General features: G+C 36.6%; 22 protein-coding genes. 17 read left to right on the forward strand and 5 right to left on the reverse strand.

Annotated elements, in window-relative coordinates; translation table 11 throughout:
* Positions 1-104: 104 nt before the first annotated feature.
* Positions 105-653 (reverse strand): hypothetical protein, encoded by a 549-nt coding sequence (locus MNY27_RS06465; protein WP_346392021.1) that lies wholly within the window; start codon positions 651-653, stop codon positions 105-107.
* 310 nt (positions 654-963) lie between these two features.
* On the opposite strand from MNY27_RS06465, the gene MNY27_RS06470 reads away from it, so the two are divergent.
* From MNY27_RS06470 to MNY27_RS06520, 11 genes are all read left to right on the forward strand, one after another.
* Positions 964-2,880 carry a ferredoxin--nitrite reductase gene (locus MNY27_RS06470; protein WP_152184512.1) on the forward strand — a complete coding sequence of 639 codons (1,917 nt, stop codon included), beginning with the start codon at positions 964-966 and terminating at the stop codon, positions 2,878-2,880.
* A 59-nt stretch (positions 2,881-2,939) separates the two neighbouring features.
* Positions 2,940-3,527: a diguanylate cyclase gene (locus tag MNY27_RS06475; RefSeq protein ID WP_152184511.1), complete on the forward strand. Its 588-nt coding sequence runs from the start codon at positions 2,940-2,942 to the stop codon at positions 3,525-3,527.
* 27 nt (positions 3,528-3,554) lie between these two features.
* On the forward strand, positions 3,555-4,727 hold the full coding sequence (locus MNY27_RS06480) for an EAL domain-containing protein (RefSeq protein WP_152184510.1): 1,173 nt from the start codon (positions 3,555-3,557) through the stop codon (positions 4,725-4,727).
* Between the two features lie 69 nt (positions 4,728-4,796).
* Entirely contained in the window at positions 4,797-5,507 is a 711-nt protein-coding gene (gene pyrH / locus MNY27_RS06485; RefSeq protein WP_152184509.1) for a UMP kinase, read from the forward strand.
* A 10-nt stretch (positions 5,508-5,517) separates the two neighbouring features.
* Positions 5,518-5,739 (forward strand): DNA-directed RNA polymerase subunit omega, encoded by a 222-nt coding sequence (locus tag MNY27_RS06490; RefSeq protein ID WP_152184508.1) that lies wholly within the window; start codon positions 5,518-5,520, stop codon positions 5,737-5,739.
* Positions 5,740-5,743: 4 nt separating this feature from the next.
* Positions 5,744-7,897: a RelA/SpoT family protein gene (locus tag MNY27_RS06495; RefSeq protein ID WP_152184507.1), complete on the forward strand. Its 2,154-nt coding sequence runs from the start codon at positions 5,744-5,746 to the stop codon at positions 7,895-7,897.
* Positions 7,898-7,920: 23 nt separating this feature from the next.
* Positions 7,921-9,129, forward strand: coding sequence for a tyrosine--tRNA ligase (gene tyrS / locus MNY27_RS06500; protein ID WP_346392022.1), 1,209 nt, complete (start codon positions 7,921-7,923; stop codon positions 9,127-9,129).
* The gene (locus tag MNY27_RS06505) at positions 9,129-10,220 is read left to right on the forward strand and encodes a nitronate monooxygenase family protein (protein WP_152184505.1); all 1,092 of its coding nucleotides are present in this window, start codon (positions 9,129-9,131) and stop codon (positions 10,218-10,220) included. Before tyrS ends, MNY27_RS06505 begins: the two co-directional genes overlap by 1 nt.
* Before the next feature lie 8 nt (positions 10,221-10,228).
* Positions 10,229-11,641 (forward strand): N-acetylmuramoyl-L-alanine amidase, encoded by a 1,413-nt coding sequence (locus MNY27_RS06510; RefSeq protein WP_346392023.1) that lies wholly within the window; start codon positions 10,229-10,231, stop codon positions 11,639-11,641.
* Between the two features lie 68 nt (positions 11,642-11,709).
* Positions 11,710-12,903, forward strand: a complete 1,194-nt coding sequence (locus MNY27_RS06515; RefSeq protein ID WP_152184503.1) for a molybdopterin-dependent oxidoreductase — start codon at positions 11,710-11,712, stop codon at positions 12,901-12,903.
* 9 nt (positions 12,904-12,912) lie between these two features.
* Entirely contained in the window at positions 12,913-13,215 is a 303-nt protein-coding gene (locus MNY27_RS06520) for a sulfite:cytochrome C oxidoreductase subunit B (protein WP_346392024.1), read from the forward strand.
* 12 nt (positions 13,216-13,227) lie between these two features.
* Here the strand turns inward: MNY27_RS06520 and MNY27_RS06525 are convergent, their stop codons facing one another.
* The 3 genes from MNY27_RS06525 to MNY27_RS06535 are packed head-to-tail and all read right to left on the reverse strand — an operon-like array spanning position 13,228 to position 16,930.
* A complete protein-coding gene (locus MNY27_RS06525; RefSeq protein ID WP_346392025.1) occupies positions 13,228-14,307 on the reverse strand; it encodes a phosphoesterase in 1,080 nt (359 codons plus the stop codon).
* A gap of 14 nt (positions 14,308-14,321) precedes the next feature.
* Positions 14,322-16,472: a flagellar biosynthesis protein FlhA gene (gene flhA / locus MNY27_RS06530; RefSeq protein ID WP_281346801.1), complete on the reverse strand. Its 2,151-nt coding sequence runs from the start codon at positions 16,470-16,472 to the stop codon at positions 14,322-14,324.
* Between the two features lie 53 nt (positions 16,473-16,525).
* Entirely contained in the window at positions 16,526-16,930 is a 405-nt protein-coding gene (locus MNY27_RS06535; RefSeq protein WP_152184499.1) for an Rrf2 family transcriptional regulator, read from the reverse strand.
* A 169-nt stretch (positions 16,931-17,099) separates the two neighbouring features.
* Between MNY27_RS06535 and rpsO the strand changes: the two genes are divergently transcribed.
* Positions 17,100-17,375, forward strand: a complete 276-nt coding sequence (gene rpsO / locus MNY27_RS06540) for a 30S ribosomal protein S15 (protein ID WP_152184498.1) — start codon at positions 17,100-17,102, stop codon at positions 17,373-17,375.
* 81 nt (positions 17,376-17,456) lie between these two features.
* On the opposite strand, the gene kdsB is transcribed toward rpsO, so the two are convergent.
* Positions 17,457-18,173 carry a 3-deoxy-manno-octulosonate cytidylyltransferase gene (gene kdsB / locus MNY27_RS06545; RefSeq protein WP_152184497.1) on the reverse strand — a complete coding sequence of 239 codons (717 nt, stop codon included), beginning with the start codon at positions 18,171-18,173 and terminating at the stop codon, positions 17,457-17,459.
* A 52-nt stretch (positions 18,174-18,225) separates the two neighbouring features.
* On the opposite strand from kdsB, the gene MNY27_RS06550 reads away from it, so the two are divergent.
* Genes MNY27_RS06550 through MNY27_RS06570 form a run of 5 tightly spaced genes read left to right on the forward strand, consistent with a single transcriptional unit; the run spans position 18,226 to position 21,687 of the window.
* Positions 18,226-18,921, forward strand: a complete 696-nt coding sequence (locus MNY27_RS06550) for a methyltransferase (RefSeq protein WP_152184496.1) — start codon at positions 18,226-18,228, stop codon at positions 18,919-18,921.
* Positions 18,915-19,286 carry a YkgJ family cysteine cluster protein gene (locus MNY27_RS06555; RefSeq protein ID WP_223176047.1) on the forward strand — a complete coding sequence of 124 codons (372 nt, stop codon included), beginning with the start codon at positions 18,915-18,917 and terminating at the stop codon, positions 19,284-19,286. The genes MNY27_RS06550 and MNY27_RS06555 overlap by 7 nt, the downstream gene beginning before the upstream one ends.
* The gene (locus tag MNY27_RS06560; RefSeq protein WP_152184494.1) at positions 19,279-20,556 is read left to right on the forward strand and encodes a hypothetical protein; all 1,278 of its coding nucleotides are present in this window, start codon (positions 19,279-19,281) and stop codon (positions 20,554-20,556) included. The genes MNY27_RS06555 and MNY27_RS06560 overlap by 8 nt, the downstream gene beginning before the upstream one ends.
* Positions 20,553-21,350 carry an indole-3-glycerol phosphate synthase TrpC gene (gene trpC, locus MNY27_RS06565; RefSeq protein WP_152184493.1) on the forward strand — a complete coding sequence of 266 codons (798 nt, stop codon included), beginning with the start codon at positions 20,553-20,555 and terminating at the stop codon, positions 21,348-21,350. The genes MNY27_RS06560 and trpC overlap by 4 nt, the downstream gene beginning before the upstream one ends.
* Positions 21,343-21,687, forward strand: a complete 345-nt coding sequence (locus MNY27_RS06570) for a hypothetical protein (protein ID WP_152184492.1) — start codon at positions 21,343-21,345, stop codon at positions 21,685-21,687. Before trpC ends, MNY27_RS06570 begins: the two co-directional genes overlap by 8 nt.
* Position 21,688: the final 1 nt, after the last annotated feature.

A 21,688-nucleotide genomic window follows, 5' to 3' on the forward strand; every position in this document is an offset into this window, starting at 1 on the left:
AGTCAGGAATTATTCATTCAGATTTATATAAGTTTGGATCAAAATCTTCAAATAAAACAGGGCAAAACAAAGAGGTGGTTTAAGTTTCAAATTGTAACTTTTTTTTACTTTTTAGTGCAAATTTTTAGGGTTCGTTTGACAGGTGGATCAATAATTAATGTTTTTATATGATCTTTTAATAAATTTAGAATTTCAATTCCCCATGCTTGATTAGTGTGTTCTATTTTAAGCATAATACTTTTATTTGATTCTTCTGTATTAAAAGATACTTCAATTTTTTGATTTTCTATTGTTTGTGTATTTGGAAAATCTAGTATTATATTCCATGTAAGAATAATATTTCTTGGAGAAACATCTCTTGTCTCTAAATATGTTTTTAAAGAATTTATACCATTGATTTCTCGTTTAGTTTTGTCATGATAGGATATCAATACTGAAAAATAGTCTATATTCGTATAATTTTCTTTATGTATTTTTTCATCAATTAAATAATAAAATTGTTCTATATCATTCAATGTAATATGAAAATCATTTTCATTTTCATATGAAAGGATTTGTTTATTCCCCAAAAAGTTTAAAATAATATCAGCAAATATATTTTGTGAAATATTTAATACAACATCATTTTTTGCTATATCGATTTTTTTGTCCATTGTTTACCTTTTTATCTAACTGGGGCGTGGGTGTTTAACCCGCGCCCCAGTTGCCTCGGTAAGCGAAGCGTCCGAGGCAACTATTTATTAACAAACATTCTATCAAAAAGAGTCAATATATTCCAAATAAATAAACACATTTTTTGTATGTTAACTGTTCAATATCTTACATAATATACAAAATGTTACTTACGAAAGTTTTTTATATCTAAAGTTTACTGTCTAAAAAATAATCAAAAAATTAATAGAAACTGCCTAAAAATAGAATATAATTCTAGTATATAATATAAATTGGAGTTATAATAATAGTATGGAAGTCTTACAAAAAGCATATGAAGCAAGAAGCAAAAAGCTCAATAAAATTGAAAAACTCAAAGAGTTAAAATCTCCAAAAGAGGCTTATGAAAAGCTTGAGGAGTATGCTAAGAATGGATATGCTTCCATTCCTGATGAAGATAAATCCTACTTTTTAAAGTGTTTTGGGATTTATGACAGACCTGCTACTCCTGAGCGTTTTATGTTGAAACTCCGTATCCCGGGTGGTTATATGAATGCTGCTCAAGCTAAGGTAATAGGGGAGTGTGCCAAAGAGTTCGGTCAAGACTACATAGATCTAACAACGCGTGCACAGTGCGAACTTCGTTATTTACGCATAGAAGATTTGCCTACTATCATTAAGCGTCTTGAAGCTGTTGGGATTGATGCCTATCAGACCGGTGTAGATAATATTCGTGGGATTATGGCTGATCCTTTTGATGATAAAGCCTTTGATAACGTTCTTCCATCGCACCATATACTGCTTAAAATGCAAGATATCTTTTTACATAACTATGAGTGGATATCTGCGCTGCCTAGAAAATTCAACACGGCAATTACGGGTAATATCTCTAACCGCTGTAATATCTTTTGTCATGATGCATCATTTGTTCTTGCGCAAAAAGATGGAGTTTATGGTTACAATATGTACCTTGGCGGAAAAGTTGGAGTTGTCGGAAAATCTGCCAATATCTTTTTAAAAAATGAGGATGAGGTTCTTACTGCATTTAGTGCAATCATAGAGATATTTAAACGTTATGGATTTCGTGACAACAGAAACAAAAACAGATTACACTTTCTTATAGAAGCCATAGGTATAGAAGAGATGGCAAAGGCAATTCGTGAGCATGCAGGCATAGATTTTGCGACTGCCGGTGAGACGATGACCAAGATGGACTACTATGAGCCAGATCAGGGAAAAGTGCAGCTGCGTGATGGAAGTTTCGGTGTACATGTTGTTGTGCCTTCTGGAATTTTCAAAGGTTCCTCCATGATGGAAGCTGCACGTCTTTCTGAAGTCTATGGGGATGGTAATATCCGTCTTGATATGGAGCAGAGTTTTTACATTATGGGTGTTAAAGATGTAGATGGACTCTTGCATGAGCCATATTTTGAAGAGTATAAAAGTTTAAATACTCCATATTTTAACCATTTGATCGCCTGTGCTGGGACAGAACACTGTCCTTTTGGTGTGATAGAGAACAAAAACGATGCCATAACAATGGCAAGTTACTTGGATGAAAAAGTACCACTTGAAGCTGGACGTGTTCGTATGTACTGGTCAGCTTGTGTCAAAGGATGTGGGATTCACGGACTTGGAGATATCGGTTTTGAAGGCTGTAAGGCGAAAGTGGGTGGTATTAACGGCAGTGGTGTCAATATCTATCTTGGCGGTAAACTAGCAGGTGAGGGTGCTGTTGAAGGGCATACTGTACTTAAAGGTGCTCCGCTTGAGTATGCTAAGTATTATGTTGAATCATTGATGCTTGAGTATAGACGTCTGCGTGAGCCAAGTGAGAGCTTTGAGCGTTTTACAGACAGAGTACTACGTAATTTCACCAGTGCCAAGATTGGCTTTATGATGATGCTTTTAGCCTATATGCGAGCAAAAAACATCAACATTGATTTTGGTTTTGAGACGAAAGTCACTACCGGAAAGAATGAAGAATTTGAGGTATTTGAGCTTGGAAGAAAACTTTATTATCAGTTTGCAAAAAAAGAAGCATATAGCTCTTATGAGCGTTTTACGAATGTTATCAAGAGTGAAAAACTTGAAGATATCAGAAAACTTGTACCTGAAATCGATGAGAATATCGCTCAGATGTTGGAGTTGATACTACATAGTGATGAGAGAAAAAGAGCTGTTGTTTTTTCAGAGATTATTCCTTTTATCATGCTGTATGAGAAGTGAATTTATCTTTTAACATAATTTATGATACAATGAAGTAAATAGATTATGAGGTGTGAGCAATGTTGGAGGGTGATTTATATCAGTATTTAGCTGCAGTATTTGCTTTATTATTTTTTATAAGTTTATATTTTAATTTTAGATTTTTTAAAACAATAAAGCGGCATAATGAAAATGACAATGCACTTATCCGAAGTGCCTACTTTAATCCTGTAAGTGATCTTCCCAATCGTGCAAATATTGAGCTTGTCCTCAGCGAGCAGATTGAGAGAGCATTGCGCCATAATCAGACCTTTCTTATTACTGTCATAAAAATAATGAACTATCATGATGTGAAAATTCGCTCAAAAGAGTTAGCAGATGAGTTCATGTATGAAGCGAGCAACAGACTTCTCTCTTCGATTCGTGATGAGGATATTGTCGGACATATCACAGATGACGGTTTTATCATTGTGTTTAATGAATACCTTGATGAAAAAAATTATCATATCATAATTGATAGAATAAAAGTGGCTTTCTCTGAAAAACCTCATATCAACACAAAATACCATATAGAGTATAACTTAAGTATCGGTTACTCGAAGTATCCAAACGACGGGACTGATGCAAAGCTGCTGATTGACCGTGCAACGCGTAATGCCTTAAAGTAATCGATAGAAAAATTATTAAGAGAAGATATGAAGATCCAAAAAGCTATACAAAATAATCTTTTTACGCTGTATTATCAACCAAAAATTAATCTGCATACAAAAAAAGTAGAATCCGCTGAAGCACTTATTCGACTAGAGGGTAAAGATGGAATTATCATGCCTTCTGAGTTTATACCACAAGCAGAAGAGAGTGGTGAAATAATCGATATAGACAGATGGGTTTTTAACCGCTTGATAGAAGACTCAAGATACATCTCTATGATGGCACAAGATGATATTACTATCTCATTTAATGTCTCATCCACTCATTTTAGGCAGGACTGTTTTTTAGAAAACCTAGAAAATATTTTTAATTTTACTACAGATTTTCTATCACAGTTTGAAATAGAGCTGACAGAATATGCACTTATAGATGATGTTCAAGGTACAATATCTAAAATGAACACATTGAAGGAGAAGGGCTTTAAGATAGCTATTGATGATTTTGGAACAGGCTACTCATCTCTACTCTACTTAAAAGATTTTCCGATAGATACAATTAAAATAGATAAGGCTTTTGTAGATGGTATCGAAAATGATGATGAAAAAACGCTTAAAATTATCGATTCTATCATCTATCTTGCAAAAAAATTAGATTTAAACGTTGTTGCTGAAGGTGCTGAGAGTATGAAACAGGTCACTTGGTTATATGAAAATCAGTGTGATGAAGTTCAGGGATATTACTATTCAAAACCTTTACCAATAGATAAGTTTGTAAAGTTTGTTAAAGCAGTAAATGAGATAGACGACCCCAACGCTTATATCGTATGGAGCGAAAAATATTCAGTGAATAATTATGCATTTGATACACAGCATATGATAATAGCGAGTCTTTTAAATAAACTCTATGAAGAGTTGAAAAATAAAGATATGGCAGAGAAGACAGATGTAAACATCTATTTTTCTCTGTTGGACAGGTATATTGATATCCATTTTAAGGCAGAAGAGAAATTTATGTCAGATATGAACTATGCAGATATTGATGCGCATATAAATGCACACCATGAATTTAAAAAACTTTTAAAAGAATTTGGCACAAATCTTTCTCTTTCTAGCAAAAAAAACAGTTATGATCTTTTTGTAATACTGAAAGAATGGTTTATAAGGCATGAATTGACCATGGATAAAAAGTTTACGACAAAGTTTGCAATGGAAGATTAAACTTACTCCAAAGCAGATTTAAAGCCATTTTTTAGTATAATTCACGGATTTTTATAAAAAGGTGTATGCATGGCTAACAAACGTGTTTTGGTTAAGTTTTCAGGTGAAGCTCTTGCCGGTGAGGCAGGTCATGGAATTGACACACAGATTTTAAAGTATATAGCACAGGAGATAAAATCTCTCGTTGATGCAGGTATTGAAGTTGGTATCGTTATTGGTGGCGGAAATATCATTCGTGGTGTGACTGCTGCACAAGGTGGTATCATTAAGCGTACATCGGGTGACTATATGGGAATGCTAGCTACTGTAATTAACGGTGTAGCAATGCAAGAAGCGTGTGAGCATGCAGGACTTCAAGTGCGTATGCAAACTGCTATTAAAATGGAGCAGATTGCTGAGCCATACATAAACCGTAAAGCGACACGTCATTTAGAAAAAGGTCGTGTTGTGATTTTTGCAGCGGGAACAGGGAATCCGTTCTTTACAACAGATACGGCGGCGACACTGCGTGCAGTAGAGATTGGTGCAGAAGTTATCATTAAAGCAACAAAAGTTGATGGTGTTTATGATAAAGACCCTGCAATATACAGTGATGCGAAGAAGCTTGATGAGCTTACATACGATCAAGCACTTCAAGACCATATTAAAGTGATGGATGACACATCTATTGCACTTGCAAAAGATAATAGCCTGCCTATTATCGTTTGTGATATGTCTATTGAAGGAAATCTTTTAGACATTTTAAATGGCAATATGCAAAATTGCTCAATAGTTAAATAAAGGAAAAGAAATGAAAGTTGAAGAGTTAACAGCCAAAGTTTTAGAACAAAATCCAAATGTTGATCGTTATCAGTTGGCAATTGCAGTTTCAAAAAGAACAGATGAGTTGGAGAATGGTGCAACAAGCAAACTGAATGTAAATACTAGCCATATTAAATCAGCTGACTTGGCACTTATGGAAATCGCTGAAGGCCTTATCGTAATTAAAGGCTTTACTAAAAAAGAGAAGTAATCTCTTGGGACTGGATCAACTAAGTATTGAAAAGATCAAGCATCTTCGTGATGTTGATTCAGCATCTTCTTATCTATTCTCACAAATACCTCCAACAGAATTTTTAAAACAAGCTCTTGATTTTTCGATAGAAGCGCATAAAGAGCAGTTTCGAAAGAGTGGAGAGCCTTATATTGTCCACCCTATCTTGGTCGCTTCTATTGTCGCTGCACTTACCAATGATGAGTCTATGGCAATATCAGCTCTTTTGCATGATGTCGTTGAAGACACAAACATCTCTATTTTAGAGATTGAAGAGAAGTTTGGCAAGGATGTGGCACATCTGGTCTCGGGATTGACAAAGATAGATGTCATTCGTGACAGTGAATTAGTACCTTCATACTCTGATGAGAAGCTTGTTGTATCAGCACTTTCATTTAGAAAGATGCTGCTAGCAAGTATTGAAGACGTACGGGTCTTGGTTGTAAAACTGTGTGACAGACTGCATAATATGCTTACCCTTGATGCACTTCCTACACACAAACAAAAAAGAATCGCAGAAGAGACACTTGTTGTATATGCTCCTATTGCACATCGTTTGGGTATTAGTTTTCTCAAAAATATTCTCGAAGATTTGAGTTTTGCCTATCTTTTTCCAGAAGAGAAACATCACATAGACAACTATTTAGATACCAACTATCATGCCATGGAGATGAAACTCAGTGAGTTTAAAGAGTCCATCTCTAAAATACTTATCAAAAATGGTTTCTGTGAAGATGATTTTGAAGTCCTTTCACGTATCAAGCATCGTTACTCGATTTACCTGAAGATGCAGAGAAAGGGCGTCAGTATTGATGAAGTACTGGATCTTTTGGCTGTACGAATTCTTACAAAAGAGCCTATCAAGTGTTATGACGCTTTAGGGCATGTTCATTTGAATTTCCGTCCACTTGCATCTCGTTTTAAAGATTACATTGCCGTTGCAAAAGACAACGGATATCAAACGATTCATACGACTGTTTTTCATAAAACGGCAATTTTCGAAGTTCAAATCCGTACCTATGAGATGCATAAAACCGCTGAGCTTGGAGTGGCTGCACACTGGAAGTATAAAAGCGGTGGTAACAACATCAAACTTGATTGGCTGGATAATCTGCAGTATCAGAATGAATCAGTTGAGGATTTTTATGCGCTTATCAAAAATGATCTCTACTCTGAAGATATCTCGGTCTTTTCTCCAAAAGGAGATGCTTTTACGCTTCCTCGTGGAGCTGTGGCACTTGACTTTGCTTATGCGGTACACAGTGAGGTAGGAAATAAAGCAACGGCAGCACTTATTAATAAAACACGATCTTCATTGTTAACTGAACTCAATAATGGAGATATCGTTAAAATCATCTCCGGAGATGAAATTCAAACTCGATGTTCCTGGATAGATGCAGTCAAGACTTCAAAAGCAAAGACAAATATGAAGCTAAACTGTAATGCACGTCTGCGTGAGATTAATGCAAAATCAGCTATCAGTATTGTTGCTACTGCGATGAGCTTGAGCTATTCACGTGTTGAAGAGTGGTTTAAAAAGAACAAGTGTGATTCACTTGCAAACCTGCCAAATGATATTGAGCATTTTAAAAATGTCATCCACAAATATGTTACGGAGATCAGTAAAAACAGTCGCTTTAAAGCATTTATCTCACGTCACAGATTTAAAGTGAAAAAGTATGAATTCGCAGGCTTGGAAGTTTACGCTACGACTGGTATCAGTGATGTTGTTTTTGATTACTGTTGTCATCCAAAACCGGGTGATGAAGTGATGGCGTTTTTAGAAAAGGGTAAGGCTCACGTACACCATAAAATGTGTTCCAATGCTGCGAAAAAACTTGAGGCTAACGAACCTATGGTATTTGTCAAGTGGACACAGGAAAACCTTTACAGGTATAAGCTTATTGCATCACTGCATAATGAAAAGGGTGCATTGGCCGAGTTTTTAACATATCTTGTGAAATTAGATATTGATATATTATCGATTGAGCTAGGGAAAGAACATTCTGATTATATTCAATATTGTGAGCTGATTTTTACAACAAAAGAAGCCGATATTAATAGACTTCGTGCTAAAATAGAGTCAAAAATTAAAGTCATCCATCTTGTACGTAGTGATGACGCCTATAAAAATTAAATAATTCAAAAAGAAGAGATTAGATGATAGATGAAGCTTTAAAAGAGATACACAGAGGTTGTGCTGAGATTATAGACAACGAAAGAGTTGAAAAACTTCTCAAAGCTTATTATGATGAAGGAAAAACGTATACAGTTAAAGCCGGTTTTGACCCGACTGCACCGGATTTGCACTTAGGACATACAGTTCTTTTACAAAAATTGGCAACTTTTCAAAAATATGGTGGACGTGTACAGTTCCTTATCGGTAGTTTTACTGCAATGATCGGTGACCCTACTGGAAAAAATGTTACAAGAAAAATTCTTACACAAGAAGAGATTGTAAAAAACATTGAGTCCTATACTTCACAGGCCTTTAAGATTTTAGATAAAGAAAAAACTGATATTGTTTACAATAATGAATGGCTTGATGAGTTGGGTGCTGCAGGTATGCTGCAGCTTGCTTCAAACCTGACAGTTGCCCGTATGCTTGAGCGTGATGATTTTTCTAAACGTTATGCGGCAAATACACCGATAGCAGTAAGTGAGTTTATGTACCCACTGCTGCAGGGTTATGACAGTGTACATCTTGAATCTGATATCGAGATAGGTGGGACTGATCAGAAGTTTAATCTTCTAATGGGAAGACAACTGCAAAAAGCATATGGTCTTAAAAAGCAGCAGGCAGTTCTGATGATGCCAATCTTAGAGGGTCTTGACGGTGTTCAAAAGATGAGTAAATCTCTAGGAAACTACATCGGTGTTTCCGATGAGCCAAATGATATGTTTGGTAAAGTTTTAAGTATCTCAGATGATTTGATGTGGCGTTATTATGAACTGCTCAGTACGAAATCTCTTGATGCAATTGCAGCCCTCAAACAAGGTGTAGAGGAGGGTACACTCCATCCTAAAAAGGTAAAAGAGGAACTCGCTCTTGAAATTACAGAGCGTTTTCACTCACGTGAGGCAGCTGAGCAGGCAAAGAATGAATTTGAAAAAGTTCATGCCAAGAGTCAAATCCCGACCGATATCGAAGAGTTTAGTATAGATGCAGAAGATGGCAGTGTTTGGATAGCAAAAGCGCTTGTAGATTGTAAACTTGAACCATCTACTTCTCAAGCAAGAAGAGATATTAAGCAAGGTGGTGTTAAAATAAACCAAGAAAAAGTTTCTGATATGCAACTACAACTCACACCTGGTGAGTATCTTTTACAAGTTGGAAAAAGAAAATTTGCGAAAGTAAAGGTAAAATAATGAGTTTTGAATCATTAAAGATTGGAAAATACACAATTGACAAGCCTATAGTACAAGGTGGAATGGGTGTAGGAATCAGCTGGGACCAATTAGCTGGAACAGTTTCAGCCGAAGGTGGTCTTGGTGTTATATCTGCAGTTGGAACAGGATACTATAAAAACAAAGAGTATGCACATAAACTTGTAGCAAACAGACCACTGAGTGAAGAGAACTTCTACTCAAAAGAGGGTTTTAAAGCAATCATAGACAATGCAAGAAAGATTTGTGGAGACAAGCCTCTTGCTGCAAATATTTTGTATGCTATTAATGATTATGGAAGAGTAGTGCGTGATGCATGTGAAGCTGGTATTGACATTATTATCACGGGTGCTGGACTTCCGACAAATATGCCGGAGTTTACTGAAGGATATCCTGATGTAGCACTTGTACCTATTGTATCTTCTGCAAAAGCACTTAAGATCATCTGTAAACGCTGGAAAAAACGTTATGACAGAATTCCTGATGCAGTAGTTGTTGAAGGACCAAAATCAGGTGGACATCAAGGCTTTACTTATGAGCAGTGTAAATTACCGGAAAACCAACTTGAAAATATTGTCGGTCCGGTTGTTGAAGAAGCAGCTCTTTGGGGAGACATTCCTGTTATTGCTGCCGGTGGTGTTTGGGATAAGAATGATATTGAAGATATGTTAAGCCGTGGAGCACGTGGTGTTCAAATGGGTACACGATTTATTGGTACTTTTGAGTGTGATGCACATGCAAACTTCAAAAAAGTGCTCCTTGATGCGAAAAAAGAGGATATTGTTCTGATGAGCTCCCCTGTTGGTTATCCTGCACAGGGTGTAGTAACAAACCTCACGCACCTGGTAGAAAAACGTGAAGGTCCAGCTATTAAATGTATCTCTAACTGTGTTGCACCTTGTAATCGTGGTGAAGAGGCGAAAGTTGTTGGCTTTTGTATTGCAGACAGACTCTCTGATGCATATGAAGGAAACATAGAGACAGGACTTTTCTTCTCTGGGACAAATGGCTACAGACTCGATAAAATTATTTCTGTAAAAGAGTTAATGCAAAAACTGACAGAAGGCGAATAGAGACTTTAATGCTTCGCTCTTTTGTATTACTCCTTGTTTTACTGGTATCGCTTTACGCTCAGAGTGACAGCGAGCTTTTAAAGCGCGCGAATACGTATGCTAAATCTTCAAGTAAAACAGATCAGTTTCGGGCTTATAATGACTACAAAAATCTCTACCTTCGTGCATTGATGGGTGATGATGAAAAGCTAAAAAAGTTTGCACTTGAAGGTATAGTGAGCTCAGGTACGAAACTGCATATTGATGTTTCACAATATGCAAGAGAACTGTTACATATGCACTCATCTTACCAAGCCCCAAAGAAACAAAAAAAGCAAACGAAACATACTTCAAAAACAAAAAAATCCAAAAAAATCAAAGTTAAATCATCTCATAAACTTAAAGCTGTCCGTTGGAAAGATGGAAAATTGGTTTTAAAATTTGATAAAAAACTGCGCAATAATCAGATAAACTATTTTACTCTTTATGATTCTAAAAAGAAAAAGTATAAATATATCTTTGATATTCATGCATCGATGCTGACAAAATCGCAAACTTTGAGAAAAAACGGTATTGACAGAATTAAGCTGGCACAATACAATCCAAATACACTGCGACTTGTAATTGCAAACAGTAAAAAACTGAGTATCCACTTCAAAAAAGAGAGTACAACTCTCTATATTCGAATGAACAAGGCAAAGAGTCAAAAAACATATAAATCAGTAGCTAAAAAAGGCACAAAGGCAGTGCAAAGCTACTATTACAAAAATAAAGTAATTGTAATTGATGCAGGACATGGTGGGAAAGACCCCGGTGCATTAGGATACCGTCGTTATCGTGAAAAAGTAGTTGTACTGCAGATTGCTCAAGAGTTAAAGAAGATATTGAGATCTCGTGGATATCGAGTTTATATGACACGTGATAGAGACAAATTTGTAAAATTGAGAGACAGAACAAAGTTTGCAAATGATAAAAAAGCGGATATCTTTATCAGTATCCATGCAAATGCAGTGAATAGAAAGATTGCAAAAAAAGCACATGGGATAGAGTGCTACTTTTTATCAACTTCTCGTTCGGATCGTGCAAAAAAAGCTGCCGCAATGGAGAACTCGGCTGATTTAGAAGATATGAACTTTTACGGAAAACAATGTCTTTTAAATACAATCAATTCCCATAATATCATTGCAGCAAACAAACTGGCAATTGACCTGCAGCGTGGAGCGCTCTCAACACTGAAAAAACGCTATAAAAATGTCAAAGATGCCGGTGTAAGAGAAGGTCCATTTTGGGTACTTGTTGGTGCTCAAATGCCTGCAGTTTTAGTCGAAGTTGGTTTTATTACGCATCCGATGGAAGCAAAACGTTTGGCAAACAGAAAATATCAACGTACAATGGCACTAGGTCTGGCAAATGGAATAGAGCGTTATTTTATAAATAATTAGAGTTTCTCTTAACGATTCTTTTTGATTTTTAATGATAAAATAAATAAAAAAATCATCAGGGATGAAAAATGCACAGAAGAGAGTTCTTCAAAATTTCATTTGCAGCAGCAACAGCCATAGTTGCAAATCTCGAAGCTTCAAATACCATACGACCTAGAGACAATCAAAAAGTACTTCCTATTAAATTTCCACAAAAAAGAGAGCTGATACTGCATTCAGACAGACCGCCTCTTTTAGAAACACCAAGAGATTTTTTTACAACGGCAATTACTCCAAATGATGCTTTCTTTGTTCGTTGGCATATGCCAATCATTCCAACAGCGACAAATCTAGATACATATTATGTTCATATCCATGGCGAGGTTGAAAAGCGACTCTATCTGACAGTAGATATGCTCAAAAATGATTTTGAAGCGGTAGAAGTTACAGCTGTTATGCAGTGTGGAGGAAACTCTCGTTCGGCTTTTCGTCCAACAACAAGTGGCATCCAGTGGGGAAGTGGAGCTATGGGCTGTGCTACTTTTAAAGGAGTACGACTCAAAGATATTTTGAAAAAAGCAGGCTTAAAAGAGGATGCTAGATGGATTAGTCTCAACGGCAATGATAAAGCAGTAATGACAAAGATTGAAAACTTCAAGCGTGAGCTAAAAATTGATGAGATCAGTGATGATACGATTGTTGCCTATGAGATGAATGGTGAAGAGATACCGTTTTTAAACGGCTACCCTCTGCGTTTGATAATCCCTGGATTTTATGCCGATAGCTGGGTAAAACAACTGAGTGACATCTATGTTACAAAAGAGTATCAAAAGTACTTTTTTATGGATGTCGCCTATAGAATTCCAGATAACGAATGTGAATGTGAAGAGCCTGATAATCTTGCAAAAAAGACAAAACCTTTAGAGTATATGAATGTAAAATCTTACATAGGCTATCCGAAAAACAACCAAAAAGTAAAAAGAGCTACTAACCTACGTATTAAAGGTGTTGCTTTTGATGCAGGAGAAGGTATTAAAGCTGTACAAATTTCTTTGGATGGGGGTAAAACATGGCAGAGTGCGACTTTGGCAGATGAACTTTCACGCTATGCATTCCGAGTCTTTACCTATAATCTGAAGCCTATGAAAAAAGGGAAGCTGCAGATTATGGCTAAAGCGATAAATAACAAAGGTGAAGAACAGCCCTTCGCTCATGAGATAAAATGGAATCATGGTGGGTATAAATATAATGGCATTGACAGTGTAACTGTCACTGTGGTTTAGGAAAGAATTATGAAAAATATAGTATTGATTTTATTGCTTGGCCTGCAACTCAGCGCCGCATATACACAAAAAGTAAAACTGCCAAGCGTTACCTTTGCAATAGAGAATGATAAAAATATCAAAGTGATGCAGAGAAACTGTCAGTGGTGTCATTCATATGGGTACATTCTTAATCAGGGAAAACAGTCAAAAGAGTTTTGGCATAAAATTGTACTGAAGATGCGAGATGTTTATCATGCACCTATCAATGCAAGAGATGAAAAGATAGCGACAGAGTATTTGTTTAAATATTACGGCAACGGAAAAATGTAGTAGCAAAGAGGATTAATCCTCTTTTTTATACTCCAAATCTCCTGCACGAGACTCTTTTTCATTGATGAGTCGTTCAATCTGTGCTTTGACTTTATCATAACGAAATTGTTCTTTAAAGCCTTGAATACGTCCACCTGCAGCATTTGGATGTCCTCCGCCTCCTGCCCACTCTTTAGAGATTTGTGAAACACTTACTTGATTGTTTGCTCTTAGACTCATTGTTCCACGTGAGCTTACATCAACGATGAAATCATACTCCGGAAATCTTGTTAAAAATCCGTTTCCAATGATAGAGGTATTTCCAACTCCGTAAGAGAGATATCCACGATAACCTTTGTAATAGATGGTTTTCTCATCACGTGCACGTCCAAGAAGCTCGACAACATATTCAGTTACCAGATTATCTAAAGTATCGTTTTTTTCACGTTTGAAAAAATCCTTTTTCAAAAAGTAGATTTTTTCATCTAAAACGATTGGGGCATCAGGTTCGTTAATGTATTTAGCTGCTTCATGGAGCAGTGAGAGTTTGTACTGTGAATCTTCCTCCGGAAACATAACACGGTTTAACTCTCGTGTTTCAGTAACGAGACGCATACAGACTTTACCATATTCAAAGTTTTCTTTCTCTTCTTGTTTCCAAAGGTCAACCGCATTGACTACATCTACATACTTCTGCATCCATGACGGTTCATCAAATTCAAAATGTTCTTTTACATAGTCATAAGTGATCTTTGTAGCACAGCGTGAGGTGTCAAGATAATACCAGTCATACTTTTTAGCACTCTCTTCGCTACTGCCGTGATGGTCAAGGAGTTGAAGCTCTACATCCATCTTGTTTTCATTAAGCTTTTTTACTTCATGCGTGAGCCATTTGGACTCATCAGCTGTGAGATTAAGGTCTGTTATCAAGATAAGAGCAGCTTCTTTACGCTCTTTTATCTTTTCAAGCATCAAATCAAGTTTTTGTTTTACTTCAGCCCCGTAATTTGCATTGTAGTTAAATTTTCTATAGGGAGTATACATCATTACAAGTTGACAACTGTAGCCATCCAAGTCAATATGTGAGAGATGATGGGTTGTTCTGTTTTTCATTTATTACCTTTTATTTATTCTTCTGTTTGGGTTGTTATGGAGATCGAGCCAAGGACTTCAAACGTTGCACTTGAATCTATCTCTGCGTGAGAGAGAGTAACGACATCTAATGAGAATCTCTCAAAAATTTCAGCGACACCACGACGGATCTGTGGATCGACTATAATAATAACCGGAGAAATCCCTTTTTGCAGTATCTCTGCAGCTTTTGTACTTGTTGCTTGAATCAGTGCATTTATCTCACCGACATTGAGCATAAGATTTCTCACACCATCTTGTTCTTGGGATTTTTGCAGTAGAAGCTGTTCTGTGTTGGTATCAAAGGTCAGTAGACGTATAACGCCATCATCTCCGGTGTACATCTGTGTAATAACACGTGAGAGTTTTGCACGAACCTGTTCATTGATGAAGTCTACATTTTTCGTGTATTCAGCAACATCTGCGATAGTCTCTAAGATTGTCAGCATATCTTTGAGTGGGATTTTCTCATGTAGCAGTGCTTTGAGTACTCTTTGGATAAGACCGATAGAAGCGACTTTTAGCACATCATCAACAATGACAGGATAATCATTTTTGATTTTGTCAATAAGAGACTGTACCTCTTGACGTGTAAGAAGTTCTTCTGCATTGCGTTTGATGAGCTCACTCATATGGGTTGAGATGACAGTGGCCGGGTCCACAACGGTATAACCATTAATGATGGCATCCTCTTTTTGTTCTGGGGTAATCCAAAAGGCATCAAGACCAAAAGCAGGCTCTTTTGTCGGTTCACCTTGAATCTCGCCTGTTGCCATACCACTGTCCATGGCAAGAAATTTATCGGGTTGGATTTCCCCTTCGCCAACAGAGATACCTTTGAGCAGGACCTGATACTGGTTTGGTTTGAGATGCAGATTGTCTCGAATACGTACCTGCGGCATTAAAAAACCGTAATCTGAGGCAATTTTTCTTCGCATGGATCGGATTCTCTCAAGCAGATCACCGCCCTGACTTGCATCTGCGAGCTTGATGAGCTGATAACCAAGAGTGAGTTCCAGCATCTCTACTTTTAAGATATCTTCGAGGGCATTCTCTTCTTCTTTTGCTATCTCTTCATGTGATTTTTTCGGTTTGAGTTTTGCCTCGTCTTCCAATTCTTTTTTGGATTTTTTTCCCAAAATATTTTCAACATCCAAGATTGTAAGCTCGCCTCTTTCATACTTATAGATGGACCATCCAAGCAGAGCAAAAAGCAGACCGACAAACATCATTGAGGCTGTTGGAAGACCTGGGACAAGTGAAAAAAGAATCATAATGAAACCAACAATCATCATGGTTTTTGCATTACCGACCATCTGATTGATTGTGCCTTCAGCAAAGTTTTCCCCGTCACTTGAACTTCGAGTGATCATAATACCTGTAGCTGTAGATACTATAAGTGCTGGAATCTGACTTACAAGTCCATCACCGATTGTTAGAAGTGTAAAGGTAGCTGCACTATCACTTATGCTCATATCATGTTGAAAAACACCGATAAGAAACCCACCGATAATGTTGATGAGCGTAATGATAATCCCTGCAATTGCATCACCTTTTATGAATTTAGAAGAACCGTCCATAGCTCCATAAAAGTTTGCATCCTGCAGAATTTCCGCACGTCTTGCTTTTGCTTCTGCATCATCTATAAGTCCGGCATTTAAATCCGCATCAACGGCCATCTGTTTACCCGGCATAGAATCTAGTACGAAACGAGCAGCAACTTCTGCAACTCTTGTAGAACCTTTGGTAATGACCATAAAGTTAATAAGAACTAAAATCGAGAAAACAATAATCCCAATGACGAAGTTCCCACTGACAACAAAATCACCAAAAGAGGTAATGATATCACTTACGGATTCAGGACCTTCATGTCCTTTACTTAAAATCATCCTCGTTGTAGCGATATTAAGTGAGAGCCTGTAGAGGGTTAGAATAAGGATGAGTGTTGGAAATGTTGTTAAGTCTGTCGGTTTTGGAACATAGAGTGAAATTAAAAGAATCAAAACCGATACAGCGATAGATACTGTTAAAAGTACATCGAGCATAGAAGATGGCAGTGGAACAATAATAATGGCCAAAATTGCCATTACAAAAAGAACGACACTTAAATCTCGTTGACCTATTAAAAAGTTAAGTCCGGTTCCTATTTGCTGTCTCGCAGTTAATTTTCTTTTTGCCAAACTATTTGTTTTCCACTCTTTTAATCTTCTAATATATCAGCAAGGCTTAATTCTGCTAAAAAGAAATCGATTTTGCCTTGCAGTTTATGTAAAAATGGCCATATAGTACAGATCTGAGCTTTATTTGAAGGGCAGTCGTGCATCGATGGAGAACACTCAAAAACTGCCGGTGCTTTGCCTTCTACACTTGTCATAACATCAAGCATATTGATATTTACCGGCTTTTTATTAAGTGCAAAGCCACCTCTGACACCTTTGTATGACTTGAGGATGTCAGCTTTTGCAAGAGATTGTAAAATCTTTGCTAAAAAACTTTTTGATATAAAAAGCTCACGTGAGAGAGTTTCACTGTCTAATGGGTCTTTTGCTTTTGCCAAAACGATAAGAGAAAGTATTGCATATTCACTGGCGCGTGTTATTAACATTGTCTGAAATCTTTATAGTATTATTTTTGCTCTTATTATAGCCAAAAAAGTTAAAACTCTCTATAGAAATATTATAAATAATCTTAAAGAATAATTTTGGTATAATCCCGCTTCAACTTCTTTTGCATTTGTGTAAGGGCAGTAAATTTATACCATTCAGGAGGCTATTATGGCTTTAGATTCGGCGAAAAAACAAGAGATTATCGCAAAATACGGACGTAATGAGAATGACACTGGTTCTAGTGAAGTTCAAATTGCACTTTTAACAGAAAGAATTTCAGAACTTACTGAACACTTAAAAGTTTTCAAAAAAGACCACGCTTCACGTCTTGGACTTCTTAAATTAGTTGGACAACGTCGTCGTTTAATGAAATACTTCAAAAGAACGAACAAAGAGGCTTATACTAAACTTGTTGATGATTTAGGTATCCGCGACAATATCTAGTAAACTTGTAGAAGTTTATGTTTTTAAGGGAGGAACACTTTTTGTGTTTCTCCCTTTTTTTATGCCAAAAATTTAGTATTTTTATAAGAATATCTCAATGGCCCTTGCCAAATCCTCTTTTGTATCGATTCCAAATCCAGTACTTGCCACTTTTACCATAGCAATGTTTTTTTGATGATAGATTGCACGCAGTTGTTCAAGCTTCTCAATATCTTCAATCGGTGCATCATTTAATGAGCAGAACTCTTTAAGACTTTTTTTAGAAAATCCGTAAATTCCGATATGTCCAAAGTAAACTGCTTCTCCACTTTGATTGTGTGGGATTTTAGCACGTGAGAAATAGATGGCATTGCCTTTTGCATTGAGAACAACTTTTACAAGATTTGAATCCTCTGCAGCTTCAGCATTGATAGAGTTGTAGCAACTCCCCATGATAAAATCAGCACTCTCTTTTTGAAGCTCACGTAGTTTATTCATCAAAGATTCTACAACATCAGGCTCGATAAAAGGCTCATCGGCTTGAACATTGATAATAAGCTCATCATCATCAAGCCCTAAAATAGTAGCACATTCATGAATACGGTCTGTTCCGCTTTTATGTGTTGTTGAGGTAAGCATCGCTTTTATGCCATGGGCTTGACATACTTCTATGATCTTTTCATCATCGGCAGCGACCACAACATCATCAAGATGTGCTACTCTCTTTGCAGTTCGAACAACCATAGGCAGACCACCGATGTCTGCTAAAACCTTTTGAGGAAAACGGGATGATGCTAAACGGGCAGGAATAATTATCATTTAAAGCCTTTAAGATATAATAACGTAATTATATCAAAGGCTTTATCAAAATATGCTTCTTTATCAGCCCGAATCCGGTTATTGTTACAATAGTGACTCCATATTTTTATATGACTTTATAAACAGTTTTTCTCCCAAAGGCAGTGTGCTTGATGTTGGTGCAGGTTGTGGTATTGTAGGACTTTTAGTCGCACGTGATAATAAAAAGGTAGAACTTGAAGCTGTTGAAAAGCAGGATGTTTTGGCTGCTTATGCAAAAAAAAATGCAGAGGCAAATAGTATTGACTATAAATTGTACGAAGCAGATTTTTTGGCCTTTGAGACTGAGCAAAAGTATGACTATATCATCTCGAATCCGCCTTTTTATCCTGATGGGGTACAAAAGTCCAAAGATACAATGCTCACATATGCTAGATATAACTCATCGTTGCCGATGGATGCTTTTTTTAAGAAGGTTTCACAGCTTTTAAAACCGCATTCACATTTTATCTTCTGTTATGATGCAACGCAGTTTGGTCTTATTTCTGCAGCATTAGATAGAGTAAAAATGCGTCTTGTGGATGTACGCTTTGTGCATCCAAAGATAGACAGAACTGCTTCGTTGGTAATGATTCATGCAAGAAACGGTTCTAAGGCAATGGTAAAAGTACATCCGCCTTTGATCCATTTTGATGGCAATGACCTCACGCAAGAGGTGCAAAAAATTTATGCAAAAGCTAAAACAGAGAGTATCAAATGTCAATTGTAAAAAAAGAGGGCTATCCTTATGCTTTTAATTCTGATGCATGTGCTAGTTGTGAAGGGCGCTGCTGTACGGGTGAGAGTGGTTACATTTATGTCACAAAAGCAGAGATATTTGCTATTGCAGAGCTTTTAGATATGGATGTTAATGATTTTGGAGTAAAATATCTCTTCAAAAACGGGTACAAATATTCACTCAAAGAAAACAAAATCGAAGACTCTTACGAGTGTGTCTTTTATGACAGAGAGTCCAATGGATGTAAAATATATATGGCACGACCAAATCAGTGTAAAACTTTTCCTTTTTGGGACTATTTCAAAACACATGTTGATGAACTTAAAGCCGAGTGTCCGGGGATTATTGATGCTTAGAGTTTTTCTGATATCGCTTTTACTGCTTTTATCAGCCTGTTCTCAAAAGAGTATCAAACCACATGAGAAGGCTTTTGATGTAGAAGATACGTACATAGTATTTGCATTGCGTGCAGAGCAGGTAGGTGATTATAAAAGTGCTGCAAGACTTTTTGGAGAACTTTATGAAAAATCATCGAAAAAAGAGTACCTTTACAGATATTTGCAAGATAAGATTGTATTAAAAGAGTATGCTGATGTTGTAAAAACTGTTGATAATCTCACAGATGGTTCTTTTGAAGATACAGAACTGGTGAGACTAAAAACTGTTGCATTGTTAGAGTCAAACAGACTTCAAGAAGCAAAAAAAGTCTCCATTGCATTGGCACAATATACACATGCACCAAAAGATTACTTGCTCGTGAGTGATGTCTATACAAAAAGCAAAGATTATGATTTGGCACTAAAATATTTAGAAGGTGCCTATATCAAAGAGTATAATGAAGAGATACTTGATAAAATTTCCATCATTCTTTATGTCAATCTGCACAGAAAAAAAGAGGCGATTGCAGAGCTGGAGTCTCACGCAAGAATTCATGGATGTTCCAAGCTTATTTGTAACAGACTTGTCAGTTTTTACAGTCATGATAACAACATAGAGGGATTGCTTTCTGTCTATAAAAGACTCTATGCAAAAGAAAAGAGTGAGGATATAGCGCAAAAAATCATTCAGATATACTCCTATAAACGAGAGTATGTGAAACTGATGAATTTCTTAGAAGAGAACCATATCGATGATGAGCTTTTACTTCAGCTTTATGTCTCTGGAAAAAACTGGAAAAAAGCAAGTAAGCTGGCATTTAAACTCTATAAAGAGAACAGTGATTATGCATACTTGGGACAGAGTGCCATTTACAAATATGAGAGTTACAGAGGGAAAGTTCCTAAAAAAGTTCTTTACAATGTAATAGCAAATCTTGAAAATGTTGTAAAATACAATAAAGATTCACTTTACATGAACTATCTTGGATATATTCTGATAGATCATGATGTCAATGTTCAAAAAGGTATGAGTTATATCCGTGAGGTTTTGAAAAAACAACCGAATTCCGCATACTATTTAGACTCACTAGCGTGGGGATATTACAAGCTTGGGAAATGCTATAAAGCTAAAAAAATCATGTTAAAAGTTGTCAAACTAGAAGGGGGAGATGAACCCGAGGTTAGAGAACATTTGAAAAAAATCAACAAGTGCATTAAAAAATTAAGAAGGGCAAGAAAGAAAAAATGATTTTAGATGATATTATTAAAAAAACAAAAGAGGACTTGGAAAAAAGAGAAAAAGAGTTCTCACTTGACTGGTTAGGACGCTCACTTGCATTTAACGCAAGACAGCCGCGTGATGTTTTTCCATATTTAACAGCGACTGAAGAAGACCCGTACAGAATTATCTCAGAAGTTAAAAAAGCTTCACCTTCAAAAGGTGTAATTCGTGAAGATTTTGACCCACTCGCTATTGCTCAGGCATATGAGCGAGGAGGAGCAAGTGCGATTTCGGTACTGACTGAGCCTCACTTCTTTCAGGGAAATCTAGAATATTTGGCAGGTATTCGCCGTTATGTTGGTATTCCGCTTCTTCGAAAAGATTTTATCGTCTCAAAGTATCAAATTTTAGAGGCTTTGGTCTTTGGAGCTGACTTTATCCTTCTTATTGCAGCGGCACTTTCAAAAAAAGAGCTTAAAGATCTACTCAACTATGCAAGACACCTTGGTATGGAAGCACTTGTTGAGGTGCATGATAAGGCTGACCTTGTAAAAGCCATTTATGCAGGAAGTGATATTATTGGAATCAACCATAGAAATCTACAGACTTTTGAGATGGATATGGAGCTCTCTTACAAACTGATTCCGCTTATTCCAAATGGTAAAATCATCGTTGCTGAGAGTGGTATTTATGAGCATGGACAGTTGGAAGATCTGAGTAAAGCAGGTGTGGATGCTTTCTTGGTCGGTGAATCGTTAATGCGTCAAGAAGATGAAGAAGCAGCACTGAAAAAATTAAAATATGGAGAAGAGAATGCATAAACTGTTTTTAATTACACTCGTTGCAGTGGCACTGTTTTTTACTGCATGTACACAAGAGACACAGAACAAACTAGGACGCAGCATCCAAAACTGGACAGGTACTCACGGGGTTCTTGATATCTATATGGGTGGGAAGCTTGTGCAGAGATTCATAAATATTGATAAACTCTCAACAGCTATCGCTACAGATGGTACAACACCAAGAAACTATAGATATGGTTACGGATATTTGGATACAAACTTTAACTACAAGGTAGATGAGGGTGAGAAAAAACTCTATTTTGAAGTAAGTAACTACTCTACACCTTATGTTTTTTATGAGAACCCTGGAAAATAGT

It is taken from the genome of Sulfurimonas sp. NWX79, from assembly GCF_039667035.1.
GTDB lineage: Bacteria > Campylobacterota > Campylobacteria > Campylobacterales > Sulfurimonadaceae > Sulfurimonas > Sulfurimonas indica.

What these genes read in the sequence shown, in the direction of transcription:
- MNY27_RS06465 (WP_346392021.1), bottom strand. Translation starts at nt 653, where the DNA reads ATGGACAAAAAAATCGATATAGCAAAAAATGATGTTGTATTAAATATT.
- MNY27_RS06470 (WP_152184512.1), top strand. Translation starts at nt 964, where the DNA reads ATGGAAGTCTTACAAAAAGCATATGAAGCAAGAAGCAAAAAGCTCAAT.
- MNY27_RS06475 (WP_152184511.1), top strand. Translation starts at nt 2,940, where the DNA reads ATGTTGGAGGGTGATTTATATCAGTATTTAGCTGCAGTATTTGCTTTA.
- MNY27_RS06480 (WP_152184510.1), top strand. Translation starts at nt 3,555, where the DNA reads ATGAAGATCCAAAAAGCTATACAAAATAATCTTTTTACGCTGTATTAT.
- pyrH (WP_152184509.1), top strand. Translation starts at nt 4,797, where the DNA reads ATGGCTAACAAACGTGTTTTGGTTAAGTTTTCAGGTGAAGCTCTTGCC.
- MNY27_RS06490 (WP_152184508.1), top strand. Translation starts at nt 5,518, where the DNA reads ATGAAAGTTGAAGAGTTAACAGCCAAAGTTTTAGAACAAAATCCAAAT.
- tyrS (WP_346392022.1), top strand. Translation starts at nt 7,921, where the DNA reads ATGATAGATGAAGCTTTAAAAGAGATACACAGAGGTTGTGCTGAGATT.
- MNY27_RS06505 (WP_152184505.1), top strand. Translation starts at nt 9,129, where the DNA reads ATGAGTTTTGAATCATTAAAGATTGGAAAATACACAATTGACAAGCCT.
- MNY27_RS06510 (WP_346392023.1), top strand. Translation starts at nt 10,229, where the DNA reads ATGCTTCGCTCTTTTGTATTACTCCTTGTTTTACTGGTATCGCTTTAC.
- MNY27_RS06515 (WP_152184503.1), top strand. Translation starts at nt 11,710, where the DNA reads ATGCACAGAAGAGAGTTCTTCAAAATTTCATTTGCAGCAGCAACAGCC.
- MNY27_RS06520 (WP_346392024.1), top strand. Translation starts at nt 12,913, where the DNA reads ATGAAAAATATAGTATTGATTTTATTGCTTGGCCTGCAACTCAGCGCC.
- MNY27_RS06525 (WP_346392025.1), bottom strand. Translation starts at nt 14,307, where the DNA reads ATGAAAAACAGAACAACCCATCATCTCTCACATATTGACTTGGATGGC.
- MNY27_RS06535 (WP_152184499.1), bottom strand. Translation starts at nt 16,930, where the DNA reads ATGTTAATAACACGCGCCAGTGAATATGCAATACTTTCTCTTATCGTT.
- rpsO (WP_152184498.1), top strand. Translation starts at nt 17,100, where the DNA reads ATGGCTTTAGATTCGGCGAAAAAACAAGAGATTATCGCAAAATACGGA.
- kdsB (WP_152184497.1), bottom strand. Translation starts at nt 18,173, where the DNA reads ATGATAATTATTCCTGCCCGTTTAGCATCATCCCGTTTTCCTCAAAAG.
- MNY27_RS06550 (WP_152184496.1), top strand. Translation starts at nt 18,226, where the DNA reads ATGCTTCTTTATCAGCCCGAATCCGGTTATTGTTACAATAGTGACTCC.
- MNY27_RS06560 (WP_152184494.1), top strand. Translation starts at nt 19,279, where the DNA reads ATGCTTAGAGTTTTTCTGATATCGCTTTTACTGCTTTTATCAGCCTGT.
- trpC (WP_152184493.1), top strand. Translation starts at nt 20,553, where the DNA reads ATGATTTTAGATGATATTATTAAAAAAACAAAAGAGGACTTGGAAAAA.
- MNY27_RS06570 (WP_152184492.1), top strand. Translation starts at nt 21,343, where the DNA reads ATGCATAAACTGTTTTTAATTACACTCGTTGCAGTGGCACTGTTTTTT.